The sequence below is a fragment of the Streptomyces sp. NPDC086777 genome (assembly GCF_040702065.1).
Lineage (GTDB): Bacteria > Actinomycetota > Actinomycetes > Streptomycetales > Streptomycetaceae > Streptomyces.
In genome coordinates this window covers 168,213-191,510 of the sequence record NZ_JBFBJI010000020.1, presented here as the reverse complement: position 1 = coordinate 191,510, position 23,298 = coordinate 168,213, and the positions used below count along the sequence as shown (strand labels likewise).

19 protein-coding genes and 1 pseudogene are annotated in these 23,298 nt (G+C 67.8%); 17 read left to right on the top strand and 3 right to left on the bottom strand.

The genetic code is table 11. The annotated features are described in order from the left end of the window. Positions 1 to 196: 196 nt before the first annotated feature. The gene (locus AB0472_RS27130; protein WP_366359873.1) at positions 197 to 1,726 is read right to left on the bottom strand and encodes a carboxylesterase family protein; all 1,530 of its coding nucleotides are present in this window, start codon (positions 1,724 to 1,726) and stop codon (positions 197 to 199) included. A gap of 235 nt (positions 1,727 to 1,961) precedes the next feature. After that, entirely contained in the window at positions 1,962 to 2,513 is a 552-nt protein-coding gene (locus AB0472_RS27125) for a YceI family protein (RefSeq protein WP_366359871.1), read from the bottom strand. Positions 2,514 to 2,858: 345 nt separating this feature from the next. Here AB0472_RS27125 and AB0472_RS27120 point away from each other — a divergent pair, with 345 nt between their 5' ends. Both AB0472_RS27120 and AB0472_RS27115 read left to right on the top strand, forming a co-directional pair. Beyond that, a complete protein-coding gene (locus AB0472_RS27120; RefSeq protein ID WP_366359869.1) occupies positions 2,859 to 4,283 on the top strand; it encodes an FAD-dependent monooxygenase in 1,425 nt (474 codons plus the stop codon). A 129-nt stretch (positions 4,284 to 4,412) separates the two neighbouring features. Continuing rightward, the gene (locus AB0472_RS27115; RefSeq protein WP_366359868.1) at positions 4,413 to 5,879 is read left to right on the top strand and encodes an MFS transporter; all 1,467 of its coding nucleotides are present in this window, start codon (positions 4,413 to 4,415) and stop codon (positions 5,877 to 5,879) included. A gap of 55 nt (positions 5,880 to 5,934) precedes the next feature. Here the strand turns inward: AB0472_RS27115 and AB0472_RS27110 are convergent, their stop codons facing one another. After that, positions 5,935 to 6,513: a PadR family transcriptional regulator gene (locus AB0472_RS27110; protein ID WP_366359866.1), complete on the bottom strand. Its 579-nt coding sequence runs from the start codon at positions 6,511 to 6,513 to the stop codon at positions 5,935 to 5,937. Between the two features lie 89 nt (positions 6,514 to 6,602). On the opposite strand from AB0472_RS27110, the gene AB0472_RS27105 reads away from it, so the two are divergent. The 15 genes and pseudogenes from AB0472_RS27105 to AB0472_RS27035 all read left to right on the top strand — a co-directional run bounded on the left by AB0472_RS27105 (position 6,603) and on the right by AB0472_RS27035 (position 23,279). Then, positions 6,603 to 8,219: an AMP-binding protein gene (locus tag AB0472_RS27105; RefSeq protein ID WP_366359864.1), complete on the top strand. Its 1,617-nt coding sequence runs from the start codon at positions 6,603 to 6,605 to the stop codon at positions 8,217 to 8,219. 55 nt (positions 8,220 to 8,274) lie between these two features. Next, positions 8,275 to 8,442, top strand: coding sequence for a hypothetical protein (locus AB0472_RS27100; protein ID WP_366359862.1), 168 nt, complete (start codon positions 8,275 to 8,277; stop codon positions 8,440 to 8,442). Between the two features lie 216 nt (positions 8,443 to 8,658). Further along, the gene (locus AB0472_RS27095; RefSeq protein ID WP_366359893.1) at positions 8,659 to 8,961 is read left to right on the top strand and encodes an NIPSNAP family protein; all 303 of its coding nucleotides are present in this window, start codon (positions 8,659 to 8,661) and stop codon (positions 8,959 to 8,961) included. Between the two features lie 262 nt (positions 8,962 to 9,223). After that, positions 9,224 to 10,429 (top strand): 4-hydroxyphenylpyruvate dioxygenase, encoded by a 1,206-nt coding sequence (gene hppD, locus AB0472_RS27090; protein ID WP_366359860.1) that lies wholly within the window; start codon positions 9,224 to 9,226, stop codon positions 10,427 to 10,429. Between the two features lie 15 nt (positions 10,430 to 10,444). After that, a pseudogene (locus AB0472_RS27085) lies at positions 10,445 to 11,643 on the top strand (homogentisate 1,2-dioxygenase). Next, positions 11,640 to 12,500: a hypothetical protein gene (locus AB0472_RS27080; RefSeq protein ID WP_366359858.1), complete on the top strand. Its 861-nt coding sequence runs from the start codon at positions 11,640 to 11,642 to the stop codon at positions 12,498 to 12,500. Before AB0472_RS27085 ends, AB0472_RS27080 begins: the two are co-directional and overlap by 4 nt. Next, positions 12,497 to 13,693: a fumarylacetoacetase gene (gene fahA / locus AB0472_RS27075; RefSeq protein ID WP_366359856.1), complete on the top strand. Its 1,197-nt coding sequence runs from the start codon at positions 12,497 to 12,499 to the stop codon at positions 13,691 to 13,693. The genes AB0472_RS27080 and fahA overlap by 4 nt, the downstream gene beginning before the upstream one ends. Before the next feature lie 733 nt (positions 13,694 to 14,426). Continuing rightward, positions 14,427 to 15,638, top strand: coding sequence for an amino acid ABC transporter substrate-binding protein (locus AB0472_RS27070; protein ID WP_366359854.1), 1,212 nt, complete (start codon positions 14,427 to 14,429; stop codon positions 15,636 to 15,638). Further along, positions 15,638 to 16,525 carry a branched-chain amino acid ABC transporter permease gene (locus AB0472_RS27065; RefSeq protein ID WP_366359852.1) on the top strand — a complete coding sequence of 296 codons (888 nt, stop codon included), beginning with the start codon at positions 15,638 to 15,640 and terminating at the stop codon, positions 16,523 to 16,525. The genes AB0472_RS27070 and AB0472_RS27065 overlap by 1 nt, the downstream gene beginning before the upstream one ends. After that, a complete protein-coding gene (locus AB0472_RS27060; RefSeq protein WP_366359851.1) occupies positions 16,522 to 18,357 on the top strand; it encodes a branched-chain amino acid ABC transporter ATP-binding protein/permease in 1,836 nt (611 codons plus the stop codon). Before AB0472_RS27065 ends, AB0472_RS27060 begins: the two co-directional genes overlap by 4 nt. Next, on the top strand, positions 18,354 to 19,088 hold the full coding sequence (locus tag AB0472_RS27055; RefSeq protein WP_366359849.1) for an ABC transporter ATP-binding protein: 735 nt from the start codon (positions 18,354 to 18,356) through the stop codon (positions 19,086 to 19,088). The genes AB0472_RS27060 and AB0472_RS27055 overlap by 4 nt, the downstream gene beginning before the upstream one ends. After that, entirely contained in the window at positions 19,085 to 20,074 is a 990-nt protein-coding gene (locus AB0472_RS27050) for an NAD(P)-binding domain-containing protein (RefSeq protein ID WP_366359847.1), read from the top strand. Before AB0472_RS27055 ends, AB0472_RS27050 begins: the two co-directional genes overlap by 4 nt. Then, positions 20,071 to 21,162: a hypothetical protein gene (locus AB0472_RS27045; RefSeq protein WP_366359845.1), complete on the top strand. Its 1,092-nt coding sequence runs from the start codon at positions 20,071 to 20,073 to the stop codon at positions 21,160 to 21,162. The genes AB0472_RS27050 and AB0472_RS27045 overlap by 4 nt, the downstream gene beginning before the upstream one ends. A gap of 58 nt (positions 21,163 to 21,220) precedes the next feature. After that, positions 21,221 to 22,411 carry a DUF5624 domain-containing protein gene (locus tag AB0472_RS27040; protein ID WP_366359843.1) on the top strand — a complete coding sequence of 397 codons (1,191 nt, stop codon included), beginning with the start codon at positions 21,221 to 21,223 and terminating at the stop codon, positions 22,409 to 22,411. 76 nt (positions 22,412 to 22,487) lie between these two features. Then, positions 22,488 to 23,279: an aldolase/citrate lyase family protein gene (locus AB0472_RS27035; protein ID WP_366359841.1), complete on the top strand. Its 792-nt coding sequence runs from the start codon at positions 22,488 to 22,490 to the stop codon at positions 23,277 to 23,279. The last annotated feature ends 19 nt before the right edge of the window (positions 23,280 to 23,298 follow it).

The window sequence follows — 23,298 nt, the reverse complement described above, 5'->3', positions numbered from 1 at the left end:
GGGCACGGCCGCACGGACATCGGCCCGTGTGTCGGCGGATCTCGGCGGCAGCGGCTTGGAGGTGCTGGTCGTTGCCCGGGGGCGAGAAGAGCAGCTCCGTCGTCGGCTCTGCGCAGGCGCAGGGGACCGCGGTACGCCGCGGTCCCCTGCGCTCAGCTGATCCCGGCGCCACGTGCAGCCTGCTCCCAGCCGCCTGTTACGGCAGCGTCAGCGCGCTGAAGGACACCGGCGCCCAGATGTCGCGAGAGGCCCGGGTCGGCAGCGCCCGGTCCACTCCGAGTACGGCTCCCGCCTCACCCCAGACACGGGTGATCCATCGCTCGGTGTCGAACACGGGCCAGCCCGGGTCACCACCGCGGGAGAAGTCCGTGACCGCCCGACGCATGCTCGCGCTCAGTTCCTCCTCGTGGGCGGAGAACCCGAGCGGGTAGAACAGGCGGTTGATGTCGCCCCCGACGGTTCCGAAGACGAGCGGCGCCTCAGCACCATGAGGGGTCGTTCCGCCCGCCGACTCGATCGGGTGGGCCAGCTCGTACAGGTGCGCCTTGCCGCCGGCCGTTGCCTGCGCCTCCGCGAGCCGCACCGAAGGCATGCGGAACGTCCAGTCGGACATCACCAGTTCGTACCGGGCCCCGACGTCCAGGCCGGGGTACGCCGCGCGGTAGGCGGCATCGGCACCGGAGGGACCGAGCAACGCCAGAGCGCTTTCCAGTTCGGCCTCACCCGGACCATCGGCTTCGGTACCGGGCGGCGGAGGACCTGCCAAGAGCTGGAAGAACCGGTACTCGTCACGGTTGTAACCGATGAGCAGCTCGATATCGGCCGCCGCCCCGGCCGCGATGGCCGTGAACGGATCGACGGGCAGGTCTTCGCCGCCCACGACCGGCGAGTAGATGGTGGGCAGCATTCCGGCCTGCCCCCATGCCTGCGTGTAGGCACCGTGGCGAACGAAGAGGCCGAAGTCGGCCTGCGCGACGTTCGCCGCCGACTGTCGGGCGAAGGCTGCCGCCGCGGCCCTGCAGCCAAGGTCGGACGCCAGCTGCGCCGAGATCGTCTTCGCGAGTTCGGGGGTGAAGTAGCAGACAGCGGGACTCATCAGGACGGCGCGCCGAAACAGCCCCCGGGCGGCCGGCATGACCGTGAGCGCGGCGAGAGCGTTCGCCCCGGCAGATCCGCCGAACACGGTCACCTGGTCGGGGTCGCCGCCGAAGGCCACGATATTGCGCCGGACCCAGGTGAGAGCACTGATCTGATCGAGCAGGCCCCGGTTGTCGGGGGCACCCTCGAGGCAGGCGAATCCCTCGGCGCCCAGCCGGTAGTTGATGCTGACCACCACTACACCGTTCTGTGCGGCAAGACGGCTGCCGTCGGAGCCGGGGTCGGAGCCGGTACCGAGCAGGTAGGCACCACCGTGGATCCAGACCAGGACGGGCAGCCCGGCCGCGCCGGGATCCGGGGTCCACACATTCAGCGTGAGAGCCCCGACACCGTCCTCGTCCTCGTTCACCGGGACCGGACCCTGCCCGGGCACGAACTGCGACACCGGAGGACCGAACTCCAGCGCGTCCCGTGTGCCCTCCCACCGCGCCGCGGGGACGGGAGCGGCGAAGCGGCGTCTGCCGGTGGGGGGCTGCGCGTACGGGATTCCGCGGAACACGCTCACGACGCCGTCCGAGGTACCGCGCAGGGCGCCGTCGGCCGTACGCACGAGGGGTCGGTTGCTCATTTGTCAGCTCCTGGGTGGAGGCGGCAGCACCGGTCTCCGGCTCCCGCAGGCCGGGACTCGGCCGGCGCGCCGACGGACGCGGGGAAGGGACACGATCGAAGAGGGAGGCTGTCGCGGTGGAAAGGGCGATTGCACCGGCAACGGGCAGGTGAGCGGTAATGCCGCCGCTCCTCGGCCGGTCGGTGATCACACATCCCGTCCGTGCCCGCGCGCCTGGTGCGGCACTACTCTCGGTTCACTGACGGACGAAGGCCGCGACGACGGACACGCGAGCCGACCCCTTGATCATTCCGAGCTGGTTGGACGTGAGCCCGAAGGCCGCGCGATCCACCTCCGTGGCGCTCGAAAGGACCACCCGTTCATCGGTCTCCCAGTCCAGCGCCGCGCTGAGCTCCAATGGCTGCACCCGCCCCCGGAGGGACAGACGGCCGGTGATCGAAACCGTACGGCCGTCGGTGGCGATCTCGGTCCGCGTGCCGGTGAAAACGATCTCGGGGTGTTCTTCAGCGGCGAAGAAGCCCTTCTCCCGTAGATGTGTGTCGCGCCGCGCGTGACCGGTGTCGATCGACGCCGCAGCGATACGGAGAGTGCCGGTCGCCGAGCCGGTGGAGTCGATCCGGCCCTCCCCGGTGACGTCGGTGAACGCACCCCGGACGGTCGCGAGGCCCCAGAGGGTGCGATGAGTGAAGGTGACCGACGAGTGCGCGGGGTCCAGGGACCAGCGGCTTTGCCCGAGAGCGACGGCGTCGGCGCGGGCGATGGGCACGGAGGGATCGGATCCGGACATGAGTGGTCCTCTGGGAGAGCTGAGGGAGGGTGACCAGAATCGGTGGGCGGCCCCAGACACAGGTGGGCCCAGCCGCCCGGAAAGCATCCGGGTGCGAGTCGTGGACGAAGCCGCGGCCCCACAAGTGGATAGACCATATCCGCATCGCAAGGGGAGGGGAAGCCTTCGGACGGAGAGCCTCATCGCTTGAGCCGCAGCCGGCCGAGCCACGGCTCCACCCCCGAGAGGCAACCGGACAATGGATCCATTCACGCACTCTTGACATGCTGGCAACTCAGGACTAACCGTAATGGGCAGCAGCTGAGGGCATTTCACCCCACGCGCAACTCAGTGATACGCCTCTTCATGGATCCACAGACGACGCCCCGTACAGCAGCGAGCCGTACGCGTTCAGCGCACCTGGCGGCGCGTAGCTCCTTCACCCGAGAAGCCACACTCGCCACCGCGGGCGGCGCGCCCTCCTCACTCGTCTCGCGCATGCGTACGCCGAAGGACCACATGAGCAATCAGAACTACTGCGACGTCCGGATCATCGGCGGCGGGCCGGCCGACCTCAGCACTGCCCTTCAGTTCGCTCGCCCGTGCGCCGGTGCGCGCCACGTCGAGTGCCGCCCCACCTTGTCCGGCCATCCCACGGCAGGTGGCATTCACGCACCGACGACGGAGCTGTTGCGCCAGTGGGGTATCGCAGACGGGATCTGCGCCGCAGGGATTCCTGCACACCGCGCCCAGGAGTCCGCCTGGGGGACTCCCCTGGTCAACGGCATCCCTCTGGGCGACATCCGGTCCGACGACGCCGCTGGTGCGAGGCCGGGCACACAGGCAAGTCCGGAATCCGCGCGCCGGACGCCCCGTACCGTCCGCGCGCGTCACGTGATCGCGGCCGACGTGCCGCACGCGGGGGACGATCCCGCGGCGGACGTGGAGGTGCTGAGCATCCTGGCCCGGAGCCACGAGTCGGCGATCTCCGACTCATGGCGCTCACGACGCGTGCTCCTGTCCGGCGACGCGGCACGCCGTTTCCCACCGCACGATGGATTCGCGATGAAACAGTGGCATCCAGGGCACCGGCAACCTCGTATGGAAACGCATACATGCGATGCCGGGCAAAACGTCCGACAGCCTGCTCGACTCCTGCGAACACGAACGCACGCCGGTTGCCGGCCACCACATCGTGCAGTGCCTCCTCAACACCGAGCGGCGCACGTCGACCGAGTGCATGCCGGACGCCCCCTCCCTACTCCCCGCGATCGAGACGCCCGAAGGGGAAGCAGTACGTCGGTGCATCGCGGACGGTCTGCCGGCCCAGCACGAACAACTACGCTCGCACGGACAGCAGTTCGGGTACGTGTACGAGTCCGCGGCCACAGTGAACGACGGGACGTTTCCGGAACGCTCCACGGTCGCCTTCTTCCGGCCGATCCGGCACCCCGGGACCCGCACACCGCATCCGTGGCTGAAAGGCCGGGCCCCGGCCGTCGATCGACCATCGGCCTCTGCGACAACGACCTTGCGATCTTCGACGGTTCGGCGAGTGCGGACTGGCGCAGGGCGGCCGACGCGTCAGGCCTCAGGTGCTTCGTGACCGACCAGGCGGAGACGACTCGCGGCACATCCTTCGAAGCCCTGTACGGCGCGGAGACGACCGGTGCCGTTCTCTTACGGCCAGACGGGCACGTGGCCATGCGGTCGCGCACTCTCCCTACGGACCCCGCAGAACAGTCAGGCGCAGCCCTCGCCCAGACCTTCCGTGCATCCGGCACCCCCTAATCGCCACAGCCGCCACGTCCTCCCCCCACGTTCTGCATTCCGCTCTGGTCGTCGAGTCATCGACACGGTGGCGGGCGCACGCTCCCCGCGCGCCCCGTCCTGCACGCAGCGTTTCCGAGAGGACATTTCATGGTTCACACGCCATCGCCACAGGCCGGGCCCGAGTCCCTGCCCGACGCCCACTCCGAGGCCGTACCGGCCTCGGGCCGACACCCCAGAGGGCTTCTCACCGCTCTGCTGTGGACCGCCCAGGTCCTCAGCGCCTCCAGCGTCATCGCGGCCTTTGCCCAAGCCGACGTGGCGCAGCACTTCCACACCGCGCACATCGCCTGGTTCGGACTCATATACAGCCTTGTCGGAACGCTGATGACGCCGTTCGCCGTGCGGCTCGGCGACATCTTCGGCAAGCGGCGCGTCATGCTCGCCCTCATCGCCCTGGGCCTGGTGGGTGACGTGCTCACCGCGCTGGCTCCAACGTTCGGCGTGCTGCTGGTGGGGCGGGCCGTCGCCGCGTGCTACGCGCCCATGGCCGCGTTGGTCTTCGCGACCACCCGCGACGTCCTGCCGCCGCGCAGGGTCGGTCAAGTCAGCGGTGTCATCGGGGCCACCCTCGGCGCGGTCGTGGCCATCTGTCCGGTGATCGCCGGATGGCTCATGGACGACTTCGGCTTCCGCGGCGCCCTCTGGTTCGTCGCCGCCGTGACAGCGGTAGCGTTCATCCTGGTGTATCTGTTCCTCCCCGAGACCCCTCGCCGCAGCCGCGGCGAGCCGTTCGACTGGTCGGGGGGCCTGCTTCTCGGCGGAAGCATCAGTGCCCTCATCTACGCCATCGGCCAGGGCACCACATGGGGCTGGACAGATTCCCGGATGGTGGGCCTCACCGCAGGTGCCCTGGTCGGTTTCGTCGGCTTCGCCCTCGTGGAACGGGCCGTCGCGCACCCCATGATGGACGTGCGCATGCTGATGCGACCTCGGGTGAGCACCGTACTCGTGGTCACCTCGGTGGCCCAGGGGACCGCGTTCGCCGCCGCGGCCGTGATGACCGTGGTTATCCCGCTATATCCGCACATTCCGGGAGTCTCGGACGGGCTCGGCTGGACCGCCATGCACAGCGCCCTCATCGGGCTGCCCGCGGGCATCGTGCTCTTCCTGGCCGGCATGGCCGCCGGTCTTGTCACCCGGCGCGTCGATCCCCGGTTGCCGTGGCTGCTCGGTCTGGCGCTGGCCACGGGCGGTCTGGTGCTCCAGGCGTTCCACCACCACAACGAATCCCAGATCATCGTGACCGGAGTCGTCGCCAGTCTGGGCATGGGCATACTCTATGCCAGCGTGCCCATTCTTGTGGTCGGCGCGGTCACCGCTCGCGACCAGGGAGTCGCCAGCGGCATGTCCTTGATGCTCGTCGGCCTGATGACCACGGTGGCCTCCCAGGTCATCTTCACGATCATGGGCCACACATCCGTGGTGATGAAGGGCACCGCCTTCTACCGCGACGCGGGCTATCGGCAGGCCTACATCGCCCTCGCCGCTGCCATGGCGTTCGCCTTGCTCCTCTCGCTGTTCCTGCCAAAGCCCCAGATGCCCGAGGATGCATGACCGCATCCCGGCGACTCAAGGGCGGGCGACCGCGCCAGAGCCGCCGGGGCCCAGGTCAAGGCCCCGGCGGCGGGTCCTCGGCAATCTCCCGCCAGAAGGACACATAGGTCTCGGCAAGAGCGATGCCGAGGCGCAACGGCGCCATACGCCGTTCCCGCCCGTCCGCCGACCGAGTGCAGAGAATGTCCTGGTACACGGCCAGCCGCTCCTGGTAGAGCTCGATCTGCTGCTCGGCGAGCGCCGTCAGTTCCTCGGACGACAGGAACTCGCTGAAGAACAACTGCATGACAGCGGTGTCCCGCATCTCGAAGATCTCCTGCGGCGCCGTGCGCAGCCACCGCTCCAGTGCTACGCGGCCTGCGTCGGTGAGGCTGTAGAGCACACGCCGACGCCCCCCTTCCTCAACCTGCTGTGCGAGCAGGCCCGCGGTTGTCAGCCGTTTGGGCTCGCTGTAGAGCTGGGAGTGCGGAAAGGGCCAGAAATAGCTGATGGAGCGGCCGGCCGCCCGCTTCAGATCGTACGGAGTCGACGCTCCGCGCAGTCCGATCAGTCCGAGGACCAGGTAGGAGACGGGGCTCAGCCGAACGGAAGCCTGTCTGGCGTCTCCGCCTGGTCCATCAGCGTCAGTGCTCATTGACATGGTCCGTTTCGGATCGTATGTTTCGGACCATCTTACCTGCTCGCGTCCGCGCGCAGCGGGGTCGCGAGCACGACGGAGGTGCCATGGGCGACGAGGACCGCGGCCAACTCATCACCTCGTCGCACTGGCCGCCCGACCAGTCCGACGAAATACGCGACCACACCATCGGCCGCGCCCTGGCCCTCGCGGTGAGCACCTGGCCGCAGCGCACGGCTCTGATCGACGGGTCTCCGCAACAGGACGGTCCCCGCTGGACGTTCGAGGAACTGGAGGCGGATGCCAAACGCGTGGCGCATGCCCTGCTCACCCGCTTCTCTCCCGGTGACCGCGTCGCCGTCTGGTCGGCCAATTGCCCCCAGTGGGTCCTGCTGGAGCTCGGAGCCGCGCTGGCCGGCCTCACCCTCGTGACGGTGAACCCTGCGTACCGCGACTCGGAACTCTCATATGTTCTCCGCCAGTCGAAAGCACAAGGCATCGTGGTCCAGGAGCGACACCGATCTCGTGACCTGCTGCACATCGCAGCCGGCGTGAGCAGGGAACTGCCGTGGCGTTGTGAAGTGATCTCACTCGGCGACTGGCCCGGTCTGATCCGCAGCGGTGCCCAGGACGGGGCCCTGCCGTACGTCCGCCCAGGCGACACCGCGCAGATCCAGTACACGTCCGGCACGACCGGCTTTCCCAAGGGTGCGCTGCTGACTCACTGGGGGCTGACCAACAACGGACGCCTGTACGCGCGCGTCATCGGCGCCGGCCCCGACGACGTGTGGATCAACCCCATGCCGCTCTTCCACACGGCGGGCTGCGGCCTGGTCACTCTGGGAGCCCTGCAGACCGGAGGTACCCATGTACTGCCGCCGGCCTTCGACGCCGGGGCCATGCTCAACCTGTTCGCCGCCCACCGCGGCACGATTCTGCTCAGCGTGCCCACCATGCTCATCCGCATGCTCGACGAGCAGGTGTCCCTGCCCCGTGACCTGCCGTCGTGGCGGATCGCCACGCTCGGCGGCGCTCCCGTGCCGCCGGAACTGGTGCGCCGCACCGAGCGGGAACTCGGTGTCCGCGTGGGTATCGGATTCGGGCAGACAGAGGCGTCGCCCTACATCACCCACACCCGGCCAGACGATCCTCATCCGAGGTGGTGGGAGACCGTGGGCAGGCCCCTGCCTCAGGTCGAGGTGAAGATCGCAGACCCGGTCGATCGCAGCACGCTGCCTCTCAACGAGGTGGGCGAGGTCTGCACCCGCAGCGTCTGTGTGATGGAGGGGTACAACGACGACCCGGACGCCACGGCTGCCGCTCTGGACGCGGAAGGCTGGCTCCATACGGGCGACCTGGGCTCCCTCGACTCCTATGGCTACCTCCGCATTCAGGGCCGACTCAAGGACATGATCATCCGCGGCGGCGAGAACATCTACCCTCGCGAGATCGAGGACGTGCTGTTCGAGCACCCGGATGTCCGCGGCGTCTGCATCGTCGGACTGCCCGATGACGAATGGGGCGAGATCGTCGCAGCCGTTGTCAGCCTGCGCGCCGAGACCTCCGCTGACGCCGAGGCGCTGACGGCGTTCTGCCGGCAGCGCCTGGCGTCGTACAAGGTGCCCCAGGTCTGGGAATTCGTCACCGAATTCCCTCAGACCGCCTCCGGGAAGATCCAGAAATTCGTGCTCAAAGACAGGCTCGTGCACGGCAACGGCGCCTGACACCGAAGGTCTGTCGCAACAGCCGTGCCCGCTGGTCAAGAACCGGGGAACCGCCATGGCCTCGCTCAAGGACAGAACCCTCTTCATCACGGAGGCCGGTCACGCCATCGCTCTTCGGACCGCTGCGGACGCCGCGCGGATCGTGATCGCCGCGGAAATCACCGCGGCCGGCGGACGGGTCGAGGAGTTCCGCCCGAGGGGCATCACGGGGAACATGCTGTGACCGCGGTACATGATGCACACAGCCGCCGACAGACCGCTCCACCTCGACGACGACGTTCTCGCCGATGAAGGAGTCCGGGACTTCGCCCGCTACATCCTGGACCCCGCAGTGCCCCTCATCCCCGACCCGTTCGTGGCGTGGCCGCGCTCACCCACGACACCCCCTTCGGGCCCGGGCGTACGCACCCGGGACGTCTTCCCTTTACGGAGGAGAGAAATGATCAGCGTGCACATCCGCTACGAGATCGATCCCGAACACACAGCCGACTTCGAGGAGTACGGGCGCCGCTGGATCGCGCTCATCAACCGTTTCGGTGGGACGCACCACGGCTACTTCCTGCCCAGTGAGGGCGACAGCGACGTCGCCTACGCCGTCTTCTCCTTCCCCAGCCTGGCTCAGTACGAGCAGTACCGCATGGACAGCACCACGGACCCGGAATGTCAGGAAGCCTTCGAACTCGCCCGGCGTACCGGATGTATCAGGCGCTACGAACGGCGGTTTCTGCGTCCCGTCCTGTGACCAGGTGGCCGAGCGCACCACGAAGGTCTCACCATGGCCAGGTATGGCGTTCCGCTCGGCCTCCTGCCGACCTTCTGCACATCTTGCACAGCAGTTTCGCGGTTTCAATGGACATCTTGAACAGAGTGTCCAGCCGAAGCGCTGACTCTTGCACAGATTCCGATGCGCGTTTGTTCTGTTCCCACCACGGGGCATGACCGTCCGCGCCCGCGCCCGATGGTGCCTCGCCACGTGTCACCCAGGAGTGAAGGAGTGCCTCGTCATGACCATCGAGCAGACTCTCACCAGCCAGGAACGGCTGGCCGAGCTCGACCTGCCGCAGCTTCAGCAGTTGGTCGGCCTGGTCGAGTACGACGCCGCCGGCGACCCCTTCCCGGTCACCGGCTGGGACTCAGTGGTGTGGGCGGTGGGCAATGCCTCCCAGGCCGCCCACTTCTACCAGTCGGCCTTCGGCATGGAGTTGATCGCCTACTCGGGTCCCGAGACCGGCAACCGCGACCACCAGTCGTACGTGCTGCGCAGCGGGGCGATCCGTTTTGTCTTCCAGGGCGCCGTCGATCCGGCCAGTCTCATCGCCGAAGCGCACCGTGAGCACGGTGACGGAGTCATCGACATCGCCCTGGAAGTGCCCGACGTGGATCGCTGCATCGCTCACGCCCAGGCCCAGGGCGCGACGGTCCTGGAGGAGCCGCATGATGTGAGCGACGAGCACGGCGCCGTCCGCCGCGGCGCGATAGCCACCTACGGCACCACCCGTCACACGCTCATCGACCGCTCCCGCTACGACGGGCCCTACCTGCCGGGCTACGTCGCCCGCACGTCATCCTTCGTGAAGCGTCCCGGTGCGCCCCGGCGCATATTCCAGGCCCTTGACCACGTGGTCGGCAACGTCGAGCTCGGCAGGATGGACGAGTGGGTCGACTTCTACAACCGGGTCATGGGCTTCACCAACATGGCCGAGTTCATCGGTGACGACATCGCCACCGAGTACTCGGCGCTCATGAGCAAGGTGGTGGCCAACGGGAACCACCGCGTGAAATTCCCGCTCAACGAGCCCGCGCTCGGCAAGAGGAAGTCCCAGATCGACGAGTTCCTGGAGTTCTACAAGGGACCGGGCGCCCAGCACCTGGCGCTCGCCACCAACGACATCGTCGCCTCCGTGGACGCGCTGCGCGCCGAGGGCATCGAGTTCCTCGCCACCCCGGACTCCTACTACGAGGATCCCGAGCTGCGGGCGCGCATCGGTGAAGTCCGGTTGCCCATCCAGGAATTGAAGAAGCGCGGCATCCTCGTGGACCGCGATGAGGACGGCTACCTGCTGCAGATCTTCACCAAGCCGCTCGGCGACCGGCCCACCGTCTTCTTCGAGCTCATCGAACGCCACGGCTCTCTCGGATTCGGCAAGGGCAACTTCCAGGCCCTGTTCGAGGCGATCGAGCGCGAACAGGCCAAGCGCGGCAACTTCTGATCGGGAGCACCCACGATGGCCTACTACCGCAGCGCGGGGCACCTGCCGCCCAAACGCCACACCCAGCATCACCGACCGGACGGCGGGCTGTACTACGAGGAACTCATGGGCAAGGAGGTATTCTCCTCCGACTCATCATTGCTGTATCGCCAGTTCATCCCCTCTGCCATCACCGAGGCCGCTCCCTGGAACCTTCCGGACCAAGAGCTGCGGGCCCACCACCCTCTGCTGCCGCACCACTTGAGAACGCACGGTCTCTTCGACGAGAACACGGCCAAGGCCGCCGACACCGTCACCGGCCGACGGCTGCTTCTCGGCAACGACGACGTACGCATTTCCTACAGCGCCGCGGCCCAGCCTTCGCCGCTCTACCGCAACGCCACAGGCGACGAGTGCGTCTACGTAGAGTCCGGCGAGGCAACGGTCGAGACGGTCTTCGGAACCCTGACGGCGCGCCAGGGCGACCACGTTCTCCTGCCCCGGGCCACCACCCATCGCTGGGTCCCCACGGGCAACGACGTCCTTCGCACCTACGTCATCGAGGCGAACTCACACATCGCTCCGCCCCGACGCTATCTGTCGAAGTACGGCCAACTGCTGGAGCAAGCCCCGTTCTGCGAGCGCGACCTGCACGGTCCCGAAGGGCTGCTGCTCGAGACCGGTACGGATGTGGAAGTTCTCGTCAAGCACCGCGGACCGCAGGGCTGTGTCACAGGCACCCGCTACGTGTACTCCCATCCCCGTTCGACGTCGTCGGATGGGACGGCTGCCTGTACCCCTACACCTTCAACATCGCGGACTTCGAGCCGGTCACGGGCCGGATCCACCAGCCGCCCCCCGCTCATCAGGTCTTCGAAGGAGCGGGTTTCGTGATCTGCAACTTCGTGCCGCGCAAGGTGGACTACCACCCCCAGGCCATTCCGGTGCCGTATTACCACTCCAACGTCGACAGCGACGAAGTGATGTTCTACGCCGGCGGCGACTACGAGGCTCGCAAGGGATCCGGAATCGGGCAGGGGTCGGTGTCCCTGCATCCGGGCGGCCACGCTCATGGCCCGCAGCCGGGTGCCTACGAACGCAGTGTCGGCGTCGTGTTCCTCGACGAACTCGCCGTCATGGTCGACACGTTCGGCCCACTGCGCCTGGGCGAGGCCGCCGCTGCTTGTGAAGCCGAGGGGTACGCATGGTCATGGGCCGCAGGAGAGACGTCATGAGTTCACTCTGGGCAGGCCTGATCGACGATGCGGCCCTCTTCCCGCCGGGCAACGCCCCGCTCGAGAAGGCCGTCCCGGCACACATCGCCCATCAACGAGCTTGGTACGCGCAGTTGATGGGCCCGCTCATCAGCCCCGTAAGTCGGCTGGACGAATTGACCCGGGAACTCGCCGGCCGCAGCTGCGACGTGTCGGTGCTGCTTCCCGAGGGTCCGCCGCAACTGGCCCAGGCACGCGATTTCTCCGAGCGGCCCGCCGGCCCGCGGGTGACGGCCCTGGAAATGGTCGTCCCCCCGGAACTGGCCGGACGGCAGGTCATTGCGACGGTCGGCGAGTCCCTGCCGACCGACGTGCGCGTCTATGTCGAACTGCCGCGTTCGGCAACCCGGAACGTGCTGCTGCAGGCCCTCGAAGGGACGAACCACCACGCCAAGTTGCGCACCGGTGGCACTCGGGCGCCGGCGTTTCCCGACGAACGCGAACTCGCCACCTGGATCCTCGGGTGCGTGCGGCACAAGGTTCCCTTCAAGTGCACGGCGGGACTGCACCATGCGGTCCGGCACCGGGACGACATCACCAAGTTCGAGCACCATGGCTTCCTGAACATCGTACTTGCGACATCCGCAGCGCTCCAGGGTCACCGAGCGGACACACTGGCGACGCTGCTGGCCCAGAGAGACCCCGGCATCGTGGCCGAGGAGTGCCGGCGTCTGGGTGACGACGGCATCGCCCACGCCCGGGCCTTCTTCACTTCCTTCGGAACGTGCAGTGTCTCCGATCCGCTCGGTGACCTGGTGTCCCTGGGGCTGGTGGCGAAGCCCGCCCACCCGCACCCCGCAGAAAGCGATGCACAATGACCTGGTTCGACCTGCCCGACGACCACCTGTACGGGGCAGACAATCTCCCCTACGGCGTTTTCAGCACACCTGGCGCCGGACGACGCGTAGGCGTACGCATCGGGGACCACGTCCTCGACGTGGCCGCCGCCCTGGATGACGGGATCTTCGCCCAGCCCACCCTCAACCCGTTTCTCGCGCAGGGCCGCGACGTATGGTCCTCCGCACGACAGCGCCTGCGCACCGTACTGACCGAGGAGCGTCACCGTCGGAGCACCGAGCTCCGCCTGTACCCGCTGAGCGACGTACGGCTGCATCTGCCGATCGAGGTCGGAGACTACGTCGACTTCTACGCGAGCGAGCACCACGCCGCCAACCTGGGCAGGCTGTTCCGGCCGGACAGCGAACCGCTCACGCCCAACTGGAAACATCTCCCGATCGGCTATCACGGCCGGTCGGGCACCATCGTGGTCTCCGACACCCCCGTCCTGCGGCCCAACGGACAGCGCAAGGCGCCTGATACCCCGGCGCCGGACTTCGGCCCGTCGCGCCGCCTGGACATCGAGGCCGAAGTGGGCTTCGTCATCGGCACCGGCTCCCGGCTCGGGGAGCCCGTGACGGTGTCGGACTTCCGCGACCGTGTCTTCGGGATCTGCCTCCTCAACGACTGGTCGGCACGCGACCTCCAGGCATGGGAGTACGTCCCTCTCGGCCCCTTCCTCGGCAAGTCGTTCGCCACGTCGGTCTCCGCGTGGATCGTCCCGCTCGATGCCCTGGACTCCGCGTGGACGGCTCCGCCGACGCGTTCGCCGCAGCCCCTCGCCTACCTTGCCGACAGCGGCGAGCAGGGACTCGACCTGGCCCTTGAGGTGTCGGTCAACGGCCGGGTCGTCTCCCACCCGCCCTTCGCAGCGACGTACTGGACGGGCGCTCAGATGCTCGCGCACATGACGGTCAACGGCGCCTCCACCCGCACAGGCGACCTCTACGCGTCGGGCACCGTGAGCGGACCGAACGCCACCGAGTGGGGATCCCTGATCGAACTCACCTCGGCCGGCAAACTGCCTCTGCTCCTCCAGGACGGTTCGGAGCGGACTTTCCTCGAGGACGGCGACGAAGTCGTCATCACCGGCACGGCCCCCGGTCCGCATGGCGGGCGCATCGGTCTGGGCGAGGTCACCGGACGCATTCACCCCGGCCCGCGGGTGCCCTGATGAACAAGGCCCGTCCCGGGCAATGCCGCGGCCCTTCACGGCCTCCCCGACGGAGCCTTGGCCGCTTTCGCCGGTCTCGGCCTGCGCTGCGTCCCGACGGCCCTGATCACCACGCTGTACCACAGCGGTTCCGGGATGGGGCCACCCGCCGGACGTCGGCCTGGTGCTCCGTGACCCCGAGGGCTGCGCCTGGCAGAACCGCCCCGGACGTCGGCCTGGAACAGCTTGGAGCCGCTGGCATCGGCGAGGTGCTCGCCCGAGGTCTCCTGGTCGTCGTCGAGCGGAGCCGACACAACGCCCTTGATACCGGGCCGCCTGGACGGCGCGACATCGCACTCGGCCGACATCGCGCCAAGTCGCTCAGGGGCGGCTCAGCGGCAGCCGTGCGGCACTTCGACGTGGCCTGTGCGTCAGCTACCCGCAGGTAGAGCTTTCGGGTACCAACTGCCGCTCGTCCCCTTGCACAGGCATCGAGTGCAATGTATACATTGCATATCAACGACCTGGCCGTCCTGCTCGGCCCGGACGCGCAGCCGCACATTGTCAGTGCTCAGACTCCGGAGGGGTTTCCGAGCGCAACGGCCCAGCACCAACAGCGCCCCCAGAGACTCACTCGACACTCGGTTAGATCTCTGGCGCATGACTGTTGTGGCCGGTCGGGGGAGGGACTGCCCCGACCGGCCACGGTTGTCCGCTCGAACCGTCGTGACGAATACCAACCGAGGTGCATACCATGCCAGGAACAGGCCGAACCGCTGCCGCACTCGCCGCCACAGCAGCGACACTGCTCGTCGCCACGGCCTGCGGCACGAGCTCCGGCTCGAGCGGCGGCGCCATCAAGATCGGCGCGTCTCTGCCGCTCTCGGGACCCGTCGCCGACGCCTCCAAGCCCGCCTACGCCGGCTACAAGCTGTGGCTCAGCCAGCTGAACGACGACGGTGGCCTGCTGGGACGCAAGGTCGAACTGAAGGTCCTGGACGACGGCTTCGACCAGAACACGGTGGTGTCCAACTACAACCGGCTCATCAGCCAAGAGCGCTCCGACCTGCTGCTCGGCACCTTTTCCTCCAAGCTCAATCTTCCGGCTTCGGCGGTGGCCGAGCGCAACAAGATGCTTTATGTGGAGCCCTCGGGCGGAGCGGAGGAGATTTTCACCCGCGGGTACGACTACCTGTTCTTCGCGCAGCCCAGCACATCACTGGACCTGCCCAAGCAGTTCGTGCAGTACATCAAGTCGCTGCCGGCCGACGAACGGCCCAAAACGGCCGCATACCCGACGCAGGACGACCCCAATACAGACGTCACGATCGACGTCTTCCGCAAGGAACTCACCAAGCTCGGGGTGAAGTCCGTCTACAGCGAGAAGTACTCCCCCGACACCGTCAACTTCGACTCGATCGCAAGCTCGATCGCGCGGGCCAAGCCCGACCTGATCGTGCACGGTGCCGTCTCCTCCGACGGCGCTGGGCTCGTGAAGGCGCTGCAGAAACAGGGCTTCAGCCCGGACCTGATGTTCCAGACCAACTCGCCGAGCCTCACCCAGTCTTACCCGAAGGCCATCGGCGAGAAGAACACCGAGGGGATCTTCACCACTGCAGCCTGGAGCCCCAAGGCCGACTACCCGGGCAACGCGGAGTTCGTGAAGGCCTACACCGCAGCCAACGGGTCCGCGCCCACCGACGACGCAGCCAACGCGTACACCGCCGGTCAGGTGCTGGAGGCCGCAGTCAAGGGCGTGGGCAGCCTGGACCAGGACAAGCTCGCCGACTGGCTGCACAAGAACACCGTCCAGACCATCGTCGGTCCGCTCAAATGGGACAAGCGGGGTGTACCCGACGGCGACATGCTGCTGGCTCAGTGGCAGAACGGGAAGTTCGAGTTCGTCGCACCGGAGGCCCAGAGGACCGTCGACACGGTCATCAACCCCAAGCCCGGGTGGTCGTGATGGGAACGACGTTCTTCCAGGCTCTCCTTCTCGGCCTGCTTGTCGGCGGCGTGTACGCCCTGGCCGCATCCGGCATGAGCCTGATCTTCGGCGTCATGCGGGTGGTGAACCTCGCCCAGGGCGGCATGCTCATCCTCAGCGCGTACCTGACCTACACGCTGTGGGAGACGACCGGTCTGGATCCGCTGCTGCTGGTACTCATCACCACGCCCTGCCTGCTCGTCGTCGGCTGGGCGACCTACTACGTCTTCATCGAACGCTCCCGGACCACCGATGCCTCGATGGCTCTGGTGACCACCTTCGGGCTCACGCTCATCACCAAGGGCATCATCGCCCTGATCTGGGGCAACGAGCCGAAGTCCGTCACCCCTGACTACGCCGACCGCTCCTTCGACATCCTCGGTCTGAAGTTGCCTCAGGCACAGGTGTACGCCTGCCTTGTCGCGGTCGGCGTAGTCGGCGCGCTGTACCTGCTGCTGCGCCGCACATGGCTGGGCCGCTCCGTGCAGGCGACGGCGTCGAGTTCGGACGGCGCCCGTCTCATCGGCATCGAGGTCCGCACCACCTGGGCGGCCGCGTACGCCATCGGCGTGGCCGCTGCGGGAGCGGGAGGCTCGCTCCTCAGCGTGCTGTACCCGTTCATGCCCAGCTCGGCCGACCACTGGATCGGCCTGCTGCTGGCCATCGTCGTGCTCGGCGGTATGGGAAGCCTGGCCGGCAGTGTTCTCGGCGCCCTCGTCATCGCCGCCGCCGAGTCGTTGACCGCCACCTACATCTCCCCCGACTGGGCCTCAGCCGTGCCGTACCTGGCGATCATCCTGGCGCTGGTCGCCCGCCCGCAGGGTCTGCTGGGAGCCCGGCTCCGAGAGGACATGAGCCGCGCATGATCACCGTCAACCGACTGCGAACCGCCACCGTAGCCGGCGGCATTCTGCTGCTGGCCATATTCCCGCTGGTGAACGGCAACGCCTACTGGCAAAACATGGCGATCATGGCGTTCCTGCTGGCCATCATGGCCTCGGGCTGGAACATCATCTCGGGATACGCGGGCTACGTGTCCCTCGGCCAGAGTGCCTTCCTGGGGATAGGGGCCTACACCACGGCGCTGTTGTCCATCCACACCGGTGTCTCCCCGCTGCTCGCGGCTCCGATGGGAGGGGTGGTCGCCGCCGCAGGGGCGCTGGTCCTGGGCATGGTGGGACGGCGCACCCGGGGTATCGCCTTCGTCATCATCAGCTACGCCTTCCTGGAACTCACCGCCCTGGTGGTGTCCAACTGGTCGTCCTTGACAAACGGCAACCACGGGCTCGCGCTGCCGCTGCCCACCTGGAACCGCGACTACCTGAACTGGCCGTTCTACTACTACCTGTTCGCACTGCTGATCATCACGGTGTGGGGTTCATGGGCGATCCGCCGATCCAAGCTCGGCATAGGCCTGGCCGCGATCAGGGACGACGAGTCCAAGGCGGACGGCGTCGGCGTGCGCACCGACCGCTACAAGATGTTCGCCTTCGCGGCGAGCGCCTTCCCGATCGGTGTCGCGGGTGGCGTCTACGCCTACTACATCGCTTTCCTCGATCCGGCGTCGATGTTCGACATCGTCATCGCCATGCAAATCGTCCTCGCAGCCCACCTGGGTGGTGTCGGGACCCTGTGGGGCCCTGTTCTTGGCGCGTTCACGCTGGAGCCGCTGAACCAGTTCACCAACCAGAGCCTGAGCGGCCCCGACGCCGGCTCCTGGCGCCTGATCATCTACGGGACCCTGCTGGCGGCCATCGTGCTGTTCTTCCCGAAGGGTGTCCTCGCGGAGGCCGTCGTCTGGTTCAAGCGGTTGCGCCATATCGATCCCGAGGCCACGGCCGGGAAGCGACTGTCGGTCGCGGACGGGGGCCTTCCCGCTCCTGTCATGGCCCGCCGGCGAGACGAGGCGGCCACGGGTGGCCCGCTCCTGGCGGTGGAAGGACTCAGCAAGTCCTTCGGCGGTGTGAAGGCCGTGAACGACTGCTCGTTCACCGTCGAAAGAGGCTCCATCACCGGCTTGATCGGGCCCAACGGGTCGGGCAAGACAACCGTCTTCAATCTGCTCGACGGCAGCCTGCCCTCCGACAGCGGCGTCATCAGGCTCGGTGCCGAGCGTCTCGACGGACTTCCGCGCTGGCGGCGCGCCCACGCCGGCCTGGCCCGCGTCTTCCAAGCCACGCGCGTCTTCCCGCACCTGACCGCTCTGGAGAACCTGGCGGTGCCGAGCCGCTCCTTCGCCACACCGCGGCTCGGGACGTCGGCGATGAACGGAACGGAGGCCGCGCGGGCTCGCGAATGGCTCGACTTCGTTGGAATGGGCGACTACGCAGAGCACCGGGCCGGGTCTCTGTCCTACGGACAGCAGAAACTCATCGAACTGGCCCAGGCGCTCATGCTGGAGCCGGAGATCCTGCTGCTGGACGAACCGGCCGCAGGTATCAACCCCACGCTCATGGAGCGGCTCACGGGCATCGTCCGCAAGTTGAACGATGCGGGTACGACCGTGGTGATCGTCGAGCACAACATGCCCCTGGTGCTCTCCCTCTGCGACCACATCCACGTCCTGGCCCAGGGCAGTGTCATCGCCAGCGGCCCGCCCGGCGAGATCGAGCGGAACCCGGACGTCCTGGACGCCTATCTCGGCGACCACGCCCCGGGCCCGGGCACCAACCCGGCCACCTCTGGAGTCACCACATGATCACATTCGAGAACCTGGTGGCGGGATACGGCCGCGCCGGCGACATCCTGCGCGGAGTGGACTTCACTGCGGCCGAGTCCGCCATCACGTGCATCGTCGGCCCCAACGGGGCAGGCAAGTCGACAGTTCTGAAGGCGTGCAGCGGCCTGCTGCGACCCCGGGGCGGCAAGGTGCTGCTCGGCGGCGAGGAGATCCAGAACTTCTCACCGGCGGAGATCCTGCGCCAGGGACTGGTTGAGGTCCCGCAGCACCACGGGCTGTTCCCGGCGCTGACCATTCGCGAGAACGTACTGCTCGGCGCCTATGTGAAGCGCAAGGAACGCGAGCGCAACCGCAGGCGCTACGAGGAGATCGCCGCGGTCTATCCCCTGATCGCGCAGCGCGCGAACGAGAAGGCGGCCGCGCTCTCCGGCGGCCAGCGCCGCGTCGTCGAATTCGCCCGCGCCCTGATGCTCAACCCACGCGTGGTGCTGCTGGACGAACCGACTTTGGGACTGGACCCCAAGGCGACGAAGCAGCTGGCCGATTCGATCACCACCCTCAACAAGGAGGGCGTGACCGTCCTCATGGTCGAGCAGAACGTGCGCTTCGGCCTGACACTCGCCGACCATGCAGTGGTCATGGAAGGTGGGCGGGTCCTGCACACGGGCGACGCCGACACCCTGCTCGCCGATCCCGACATGGGCCAGTTGTTCTTCGGAGCGGCCCCCGCGGAGTCCGAAGCGTCATGAGCGCGGCACAGCACATCGCCTTCGTCACCGCGAGCACCGTCGGCCTGCCGATGGTGCGGCGGCTGCTGAGTGCGGGACACGAGGTCGTCGCCTACTCGCGCACCGGCCAGACCGTCCATGGGTACATCGAGGCCGGTGCTGTCGGAGCCGCTGCCGCCGCGGAGGCGGCGGCAGCGGCCGATGTCGTGATCGGTCATCAGCTGGACGACGCGGGCGTGCAGCGCATGTATCTCGGCACCGCGGGACTGCTCACCAGGGCGCGTCCGGGCCAGGTCTTCGTGGAGCACGGCATGTTCGACCCCGGCCTGGCCCGCACCTGTGCCCGCTATGCCCAGCAGCAAGGGGCGTCCTTCATCGATGTCCCTCTTTCCGCGCCACCCTCGCGGGCAGAGAAGAGGCAGTTGATCGGCTTCGCCGGAGGTTCACCGGAGCTCACGGCCTCGATACGCCCCATCTTGATGGCGTACTGCCGGGACGTCGTGGCACTGGGAGACGTTGGCTGCGGGCTCGAACTCGCCCTTGTGCACGAGTTGTTGGTCAGCGTGCACGCGGTCGCAGCCGCGGAAGCGTCCGCCCTGCTGTCACAACTGCGCCTGCCTCCGCGTGAGAGCAAGCGAGCTCTCATCCAGGGCAGGGCAGCCAGCACCGTTCTGGACGAGTTGCTCCCGGCGACCCTGACGTCCACGAGTGCCGTCACTCACGACACCATCCAAAGCGCTGCTGTCACCCGGGCGCGCATCACCGAAGCGGTGGCGCGCCTGGGGCTGCGGCTCCAGGTGTACCCCGCCGCGCAGCGGCACTTCACCGAGCTCGTGCGGGCCGGCGCCGGCCGTCTGGATCTCTCCCAGCTCGCGCGCGCCTATGAGGTCAACCGCCGGACGAGCACGGACAGTGCTCCGCCGCGTTCCCGGGCTGCAGTCACCCGGGACAGCCGTACCTCCGAAGACCCGGCGCCCCTGCCCGCACCGAAAGAGTCCTCCTCATGAGTCACCTCACCCGACTGCAGCTGCTCCCCACCTCCGGGGCCCGCGCGGCCGAGCCCTTCCGTCTTGGCCCGCTGGAGCTTCTGGCCATTCCCCAGCTCTCGTACGACATTCCCGGCACCGAGCCGCGCATGAACGGCGGCGACAGCGAGACCGAGGTGCTCCTTCTTCGGCGCGACGGAGATTCCTTCGAGCCGTGGGGTTCTCTCAAGGCGCCGGGTGGGGAGGACGCGGAGTTCTTCACGATCGGCGACAGGTCGTTCCTGGCCGTGGCCAGCATCCGCACCGGAGCCGGGCGCCCGTACGACTTCACTGTGCCGTCCCACATCTTCGAGTGGGACGGCACGGGGTTCGTTCCCTTCCAGGCCGTCGACGGCTTCGCCGCCAAACAGTTTCGGCACTTCGTCGTGGACGGACAGCACTTCCTCGCTCTGGCTCAGGGGGTCACCGTCCCCGGCACGGAGAAGGACACCCGCCCCTCCGTCATCCTCCGATGGGACGGCACCCGGTTCGTGCACTTCCAGGAGATCAACTCGCGGTGGGGGTACAACTGGCACTTCTTCACCATGGGCGACACGGCCTTCCTCGCCCATGCCGACCACGCCGTGAGCAGTGTGCTCCACCGTTGGGACGGGACCCGCTTCGTGGCTCACCAGGAACTCGCGATGAGCGCAGGCCGCGCCTTTGCCACCTTCGACGCCGACGGTGACACCTATCTGGTCGTCGCCTGCATCGGTGACGGCAGCCGCGTTCTGCGATGGGATCCCGTGACCGGATTCTTCGTGCAGCACCATGACCTCGACGGGACCGGAGCACGTGAACTCGCGGTGGTGCGGGCCGCCGACCGCCTGTACGTCATCCGCGTCAATTTCATCCAGGGCACGCCGGACAATCCCGTTCCCGCCCTGATGTCTCAGGTCTACCGATGGGAGAACCGTCGGCTGACGGTCGTGGAGGAGTTCCCGACGAGCGGGGGGACCGACCTGGCTGTCCTGGACAGTCCGGACGGCCCGCTCATCGTGCAGACCAACGCCCTGGCGGCAAACCTCAGGTTCGCCACCCACACCGTCGTCTACCGCTTCTCGGGCTGAGTGCCGCCCCCGGCCACAGCAGCCCAGTAACGCCTGCCATGCAGGGAAAGGTCCCGAGATGTCTGCACATGAAAGCCCTGAACTGATCGATCTGTTCACGGCCTACACCGCCGCACCCGATTCCATCGGGGCACAACTGAGACGCTCGGCCGCCGACACCCACGCGTCCGAGCCGCTCCTGCTGGTCACTCACGCGGACATGGCTCTCTACCCAGGGAACGGGCAGCCCCCGACGGTCTTGGGCTTTCGGCTGGCGACCCGTGGATTCAAGGAACTGGCCGGCGTTTCCCACCTCGGCTGCGCGCTGGCTTCGCTGGTGGAACTCTCCGAGAGCGGACGGGAGGATCTCTGGCGTCCCGCGGCCGAGCTACTGCTCCGGCGACTGCACGCATCACGTAGGGCCAACTCCCCCGGGCTGTGGCGCGACACCATCGCCGCGCTCGCCTTCCGCGGCCGTGAGGAGGCAATCGCCGCGATGGTCGACCACGCCTGCGCACTCACCGAGGACTTCCTGACCCGCGCACTTGCCGACCCGAGCCGGCTGAACCATCGCACGCTGCGCGAGCAGTACCTGGAGGACGGCCCGAATCTCGCCGTGTCGTTCAACCGCATCATGGTAGCCACCTTCTTCCTCGTCGGGATGGACAACGCCCACCGCCTGATCTCCTGGTGCGACGCGCAGAGCATCGACTGGGAACGCACCATGGTGGTCGTGGCGGGCCAACAGGGACGCCCCACCGCGGGAGTGACCTGGCAGACCAGCTCGGTCGCCAGCCTCATCGTCGCGGCCTCACGGCACAAGCTGCCCCTGAACCGCCTCTACATGGCACCGCACGCCAAGGTTTTCGCCACTCCCGTCGACGGCGACCTCACGGAGGTCGAGGCGCTGGAGCCGGCGATGCGCCAGCTGTGGGCCGGAATCCGGATCACCGTCGAACTCGGCGGCGCGATGTTCGAGGCCTACCCCGCCTTCTCTCCGGGCGACGGCGATCCGGCGAGCTTCCTCGGCCAGGACGTCTCCGCCACCAGCGCCGTCATCACCGAACGACCTCGCATCAAGGGTCCGGACGACTGGTTCGCCCTCGTCACCCGCCTGCGCTTCGTCATGGAGGACCCCCGGCAACTGCTGTCGGGCGCGGTGACGGATTTCGCGGCGGAGTCACTCATCGCTCATGACAACAATCCCCTGGCCGTCACGGTCCCGGGTCTCGACGGCGAGCCCTATCCCGAGTGGGCGACCCAGCAGTGAGCCGATCCGTCCCACTGCCTTCGGCCGCCGGACCGGACGGGCCCTGTCACCTTTGAGCACCGGAAGGAACACCCCCATGCCTGACCACAGCGGCGGTTTCCTCGATCGTCTGCGATCGGGTGAGCTCAGTCTCCAGCTCGCCATCCGCAGCAGCCGCACCACCGACATCGTCCACATCGCGCACTCGACCGGGCACCGCAGCATCATGGTCGACCTCGAGCACTCCACCATGTCGACCGACGTGGCGGCGAACCTGTGCGCGGCGGCCGGCAGTCTGGGCCTCACCGCCTTCGTCCGGGTCCCGGAGCGGGAGTACGGGATGATCGGGCGGCTTCTCGACGGTGGCGCGCACGGTGTCATCGCACCGCGGATCGAGACCGCCGAGGAGGCCCGGACTGTGGCGCGCGCGTGCCGCTTCGCACCCCGAGGCCAGCGTTCACAGACCAACATGGTGCCTCAGCTGGGTATGCGGCCCACTCCCGCCAAGGACCTCAACCCCGCCCTCGACGAGACGACCATCGTGCAGATCCTGTTGGAGACACCGGCGGGAGTCGCCAACGCGGACGCCATCGCGGCGATCGACGGTGTCGACATGCTCGCCCTCGGCGCCAACGACTTCACCGCGGAGCTCGGCATCCCCGGCCAGTACAGCGACCCGCGGGTCAAGGAGGCGGTGACCGCCCTCGCCGAGGCCTGCCGCCGTCACGGCAAGCTCATGGTGCTGGGGGGCATCGACGATCGGGCCATCCTCGACCCGCTGCTTCCGCTCGGGGTGTGCGCCCTGCGTATCACCGGCACCGATACCGCTCTGCTCTTCTCCGCCGCCAAGCTCGCGGCCGACCGTGCGGCGGCGCCCATCGCCGTATGAACCTCGCCGACCTCTGCAA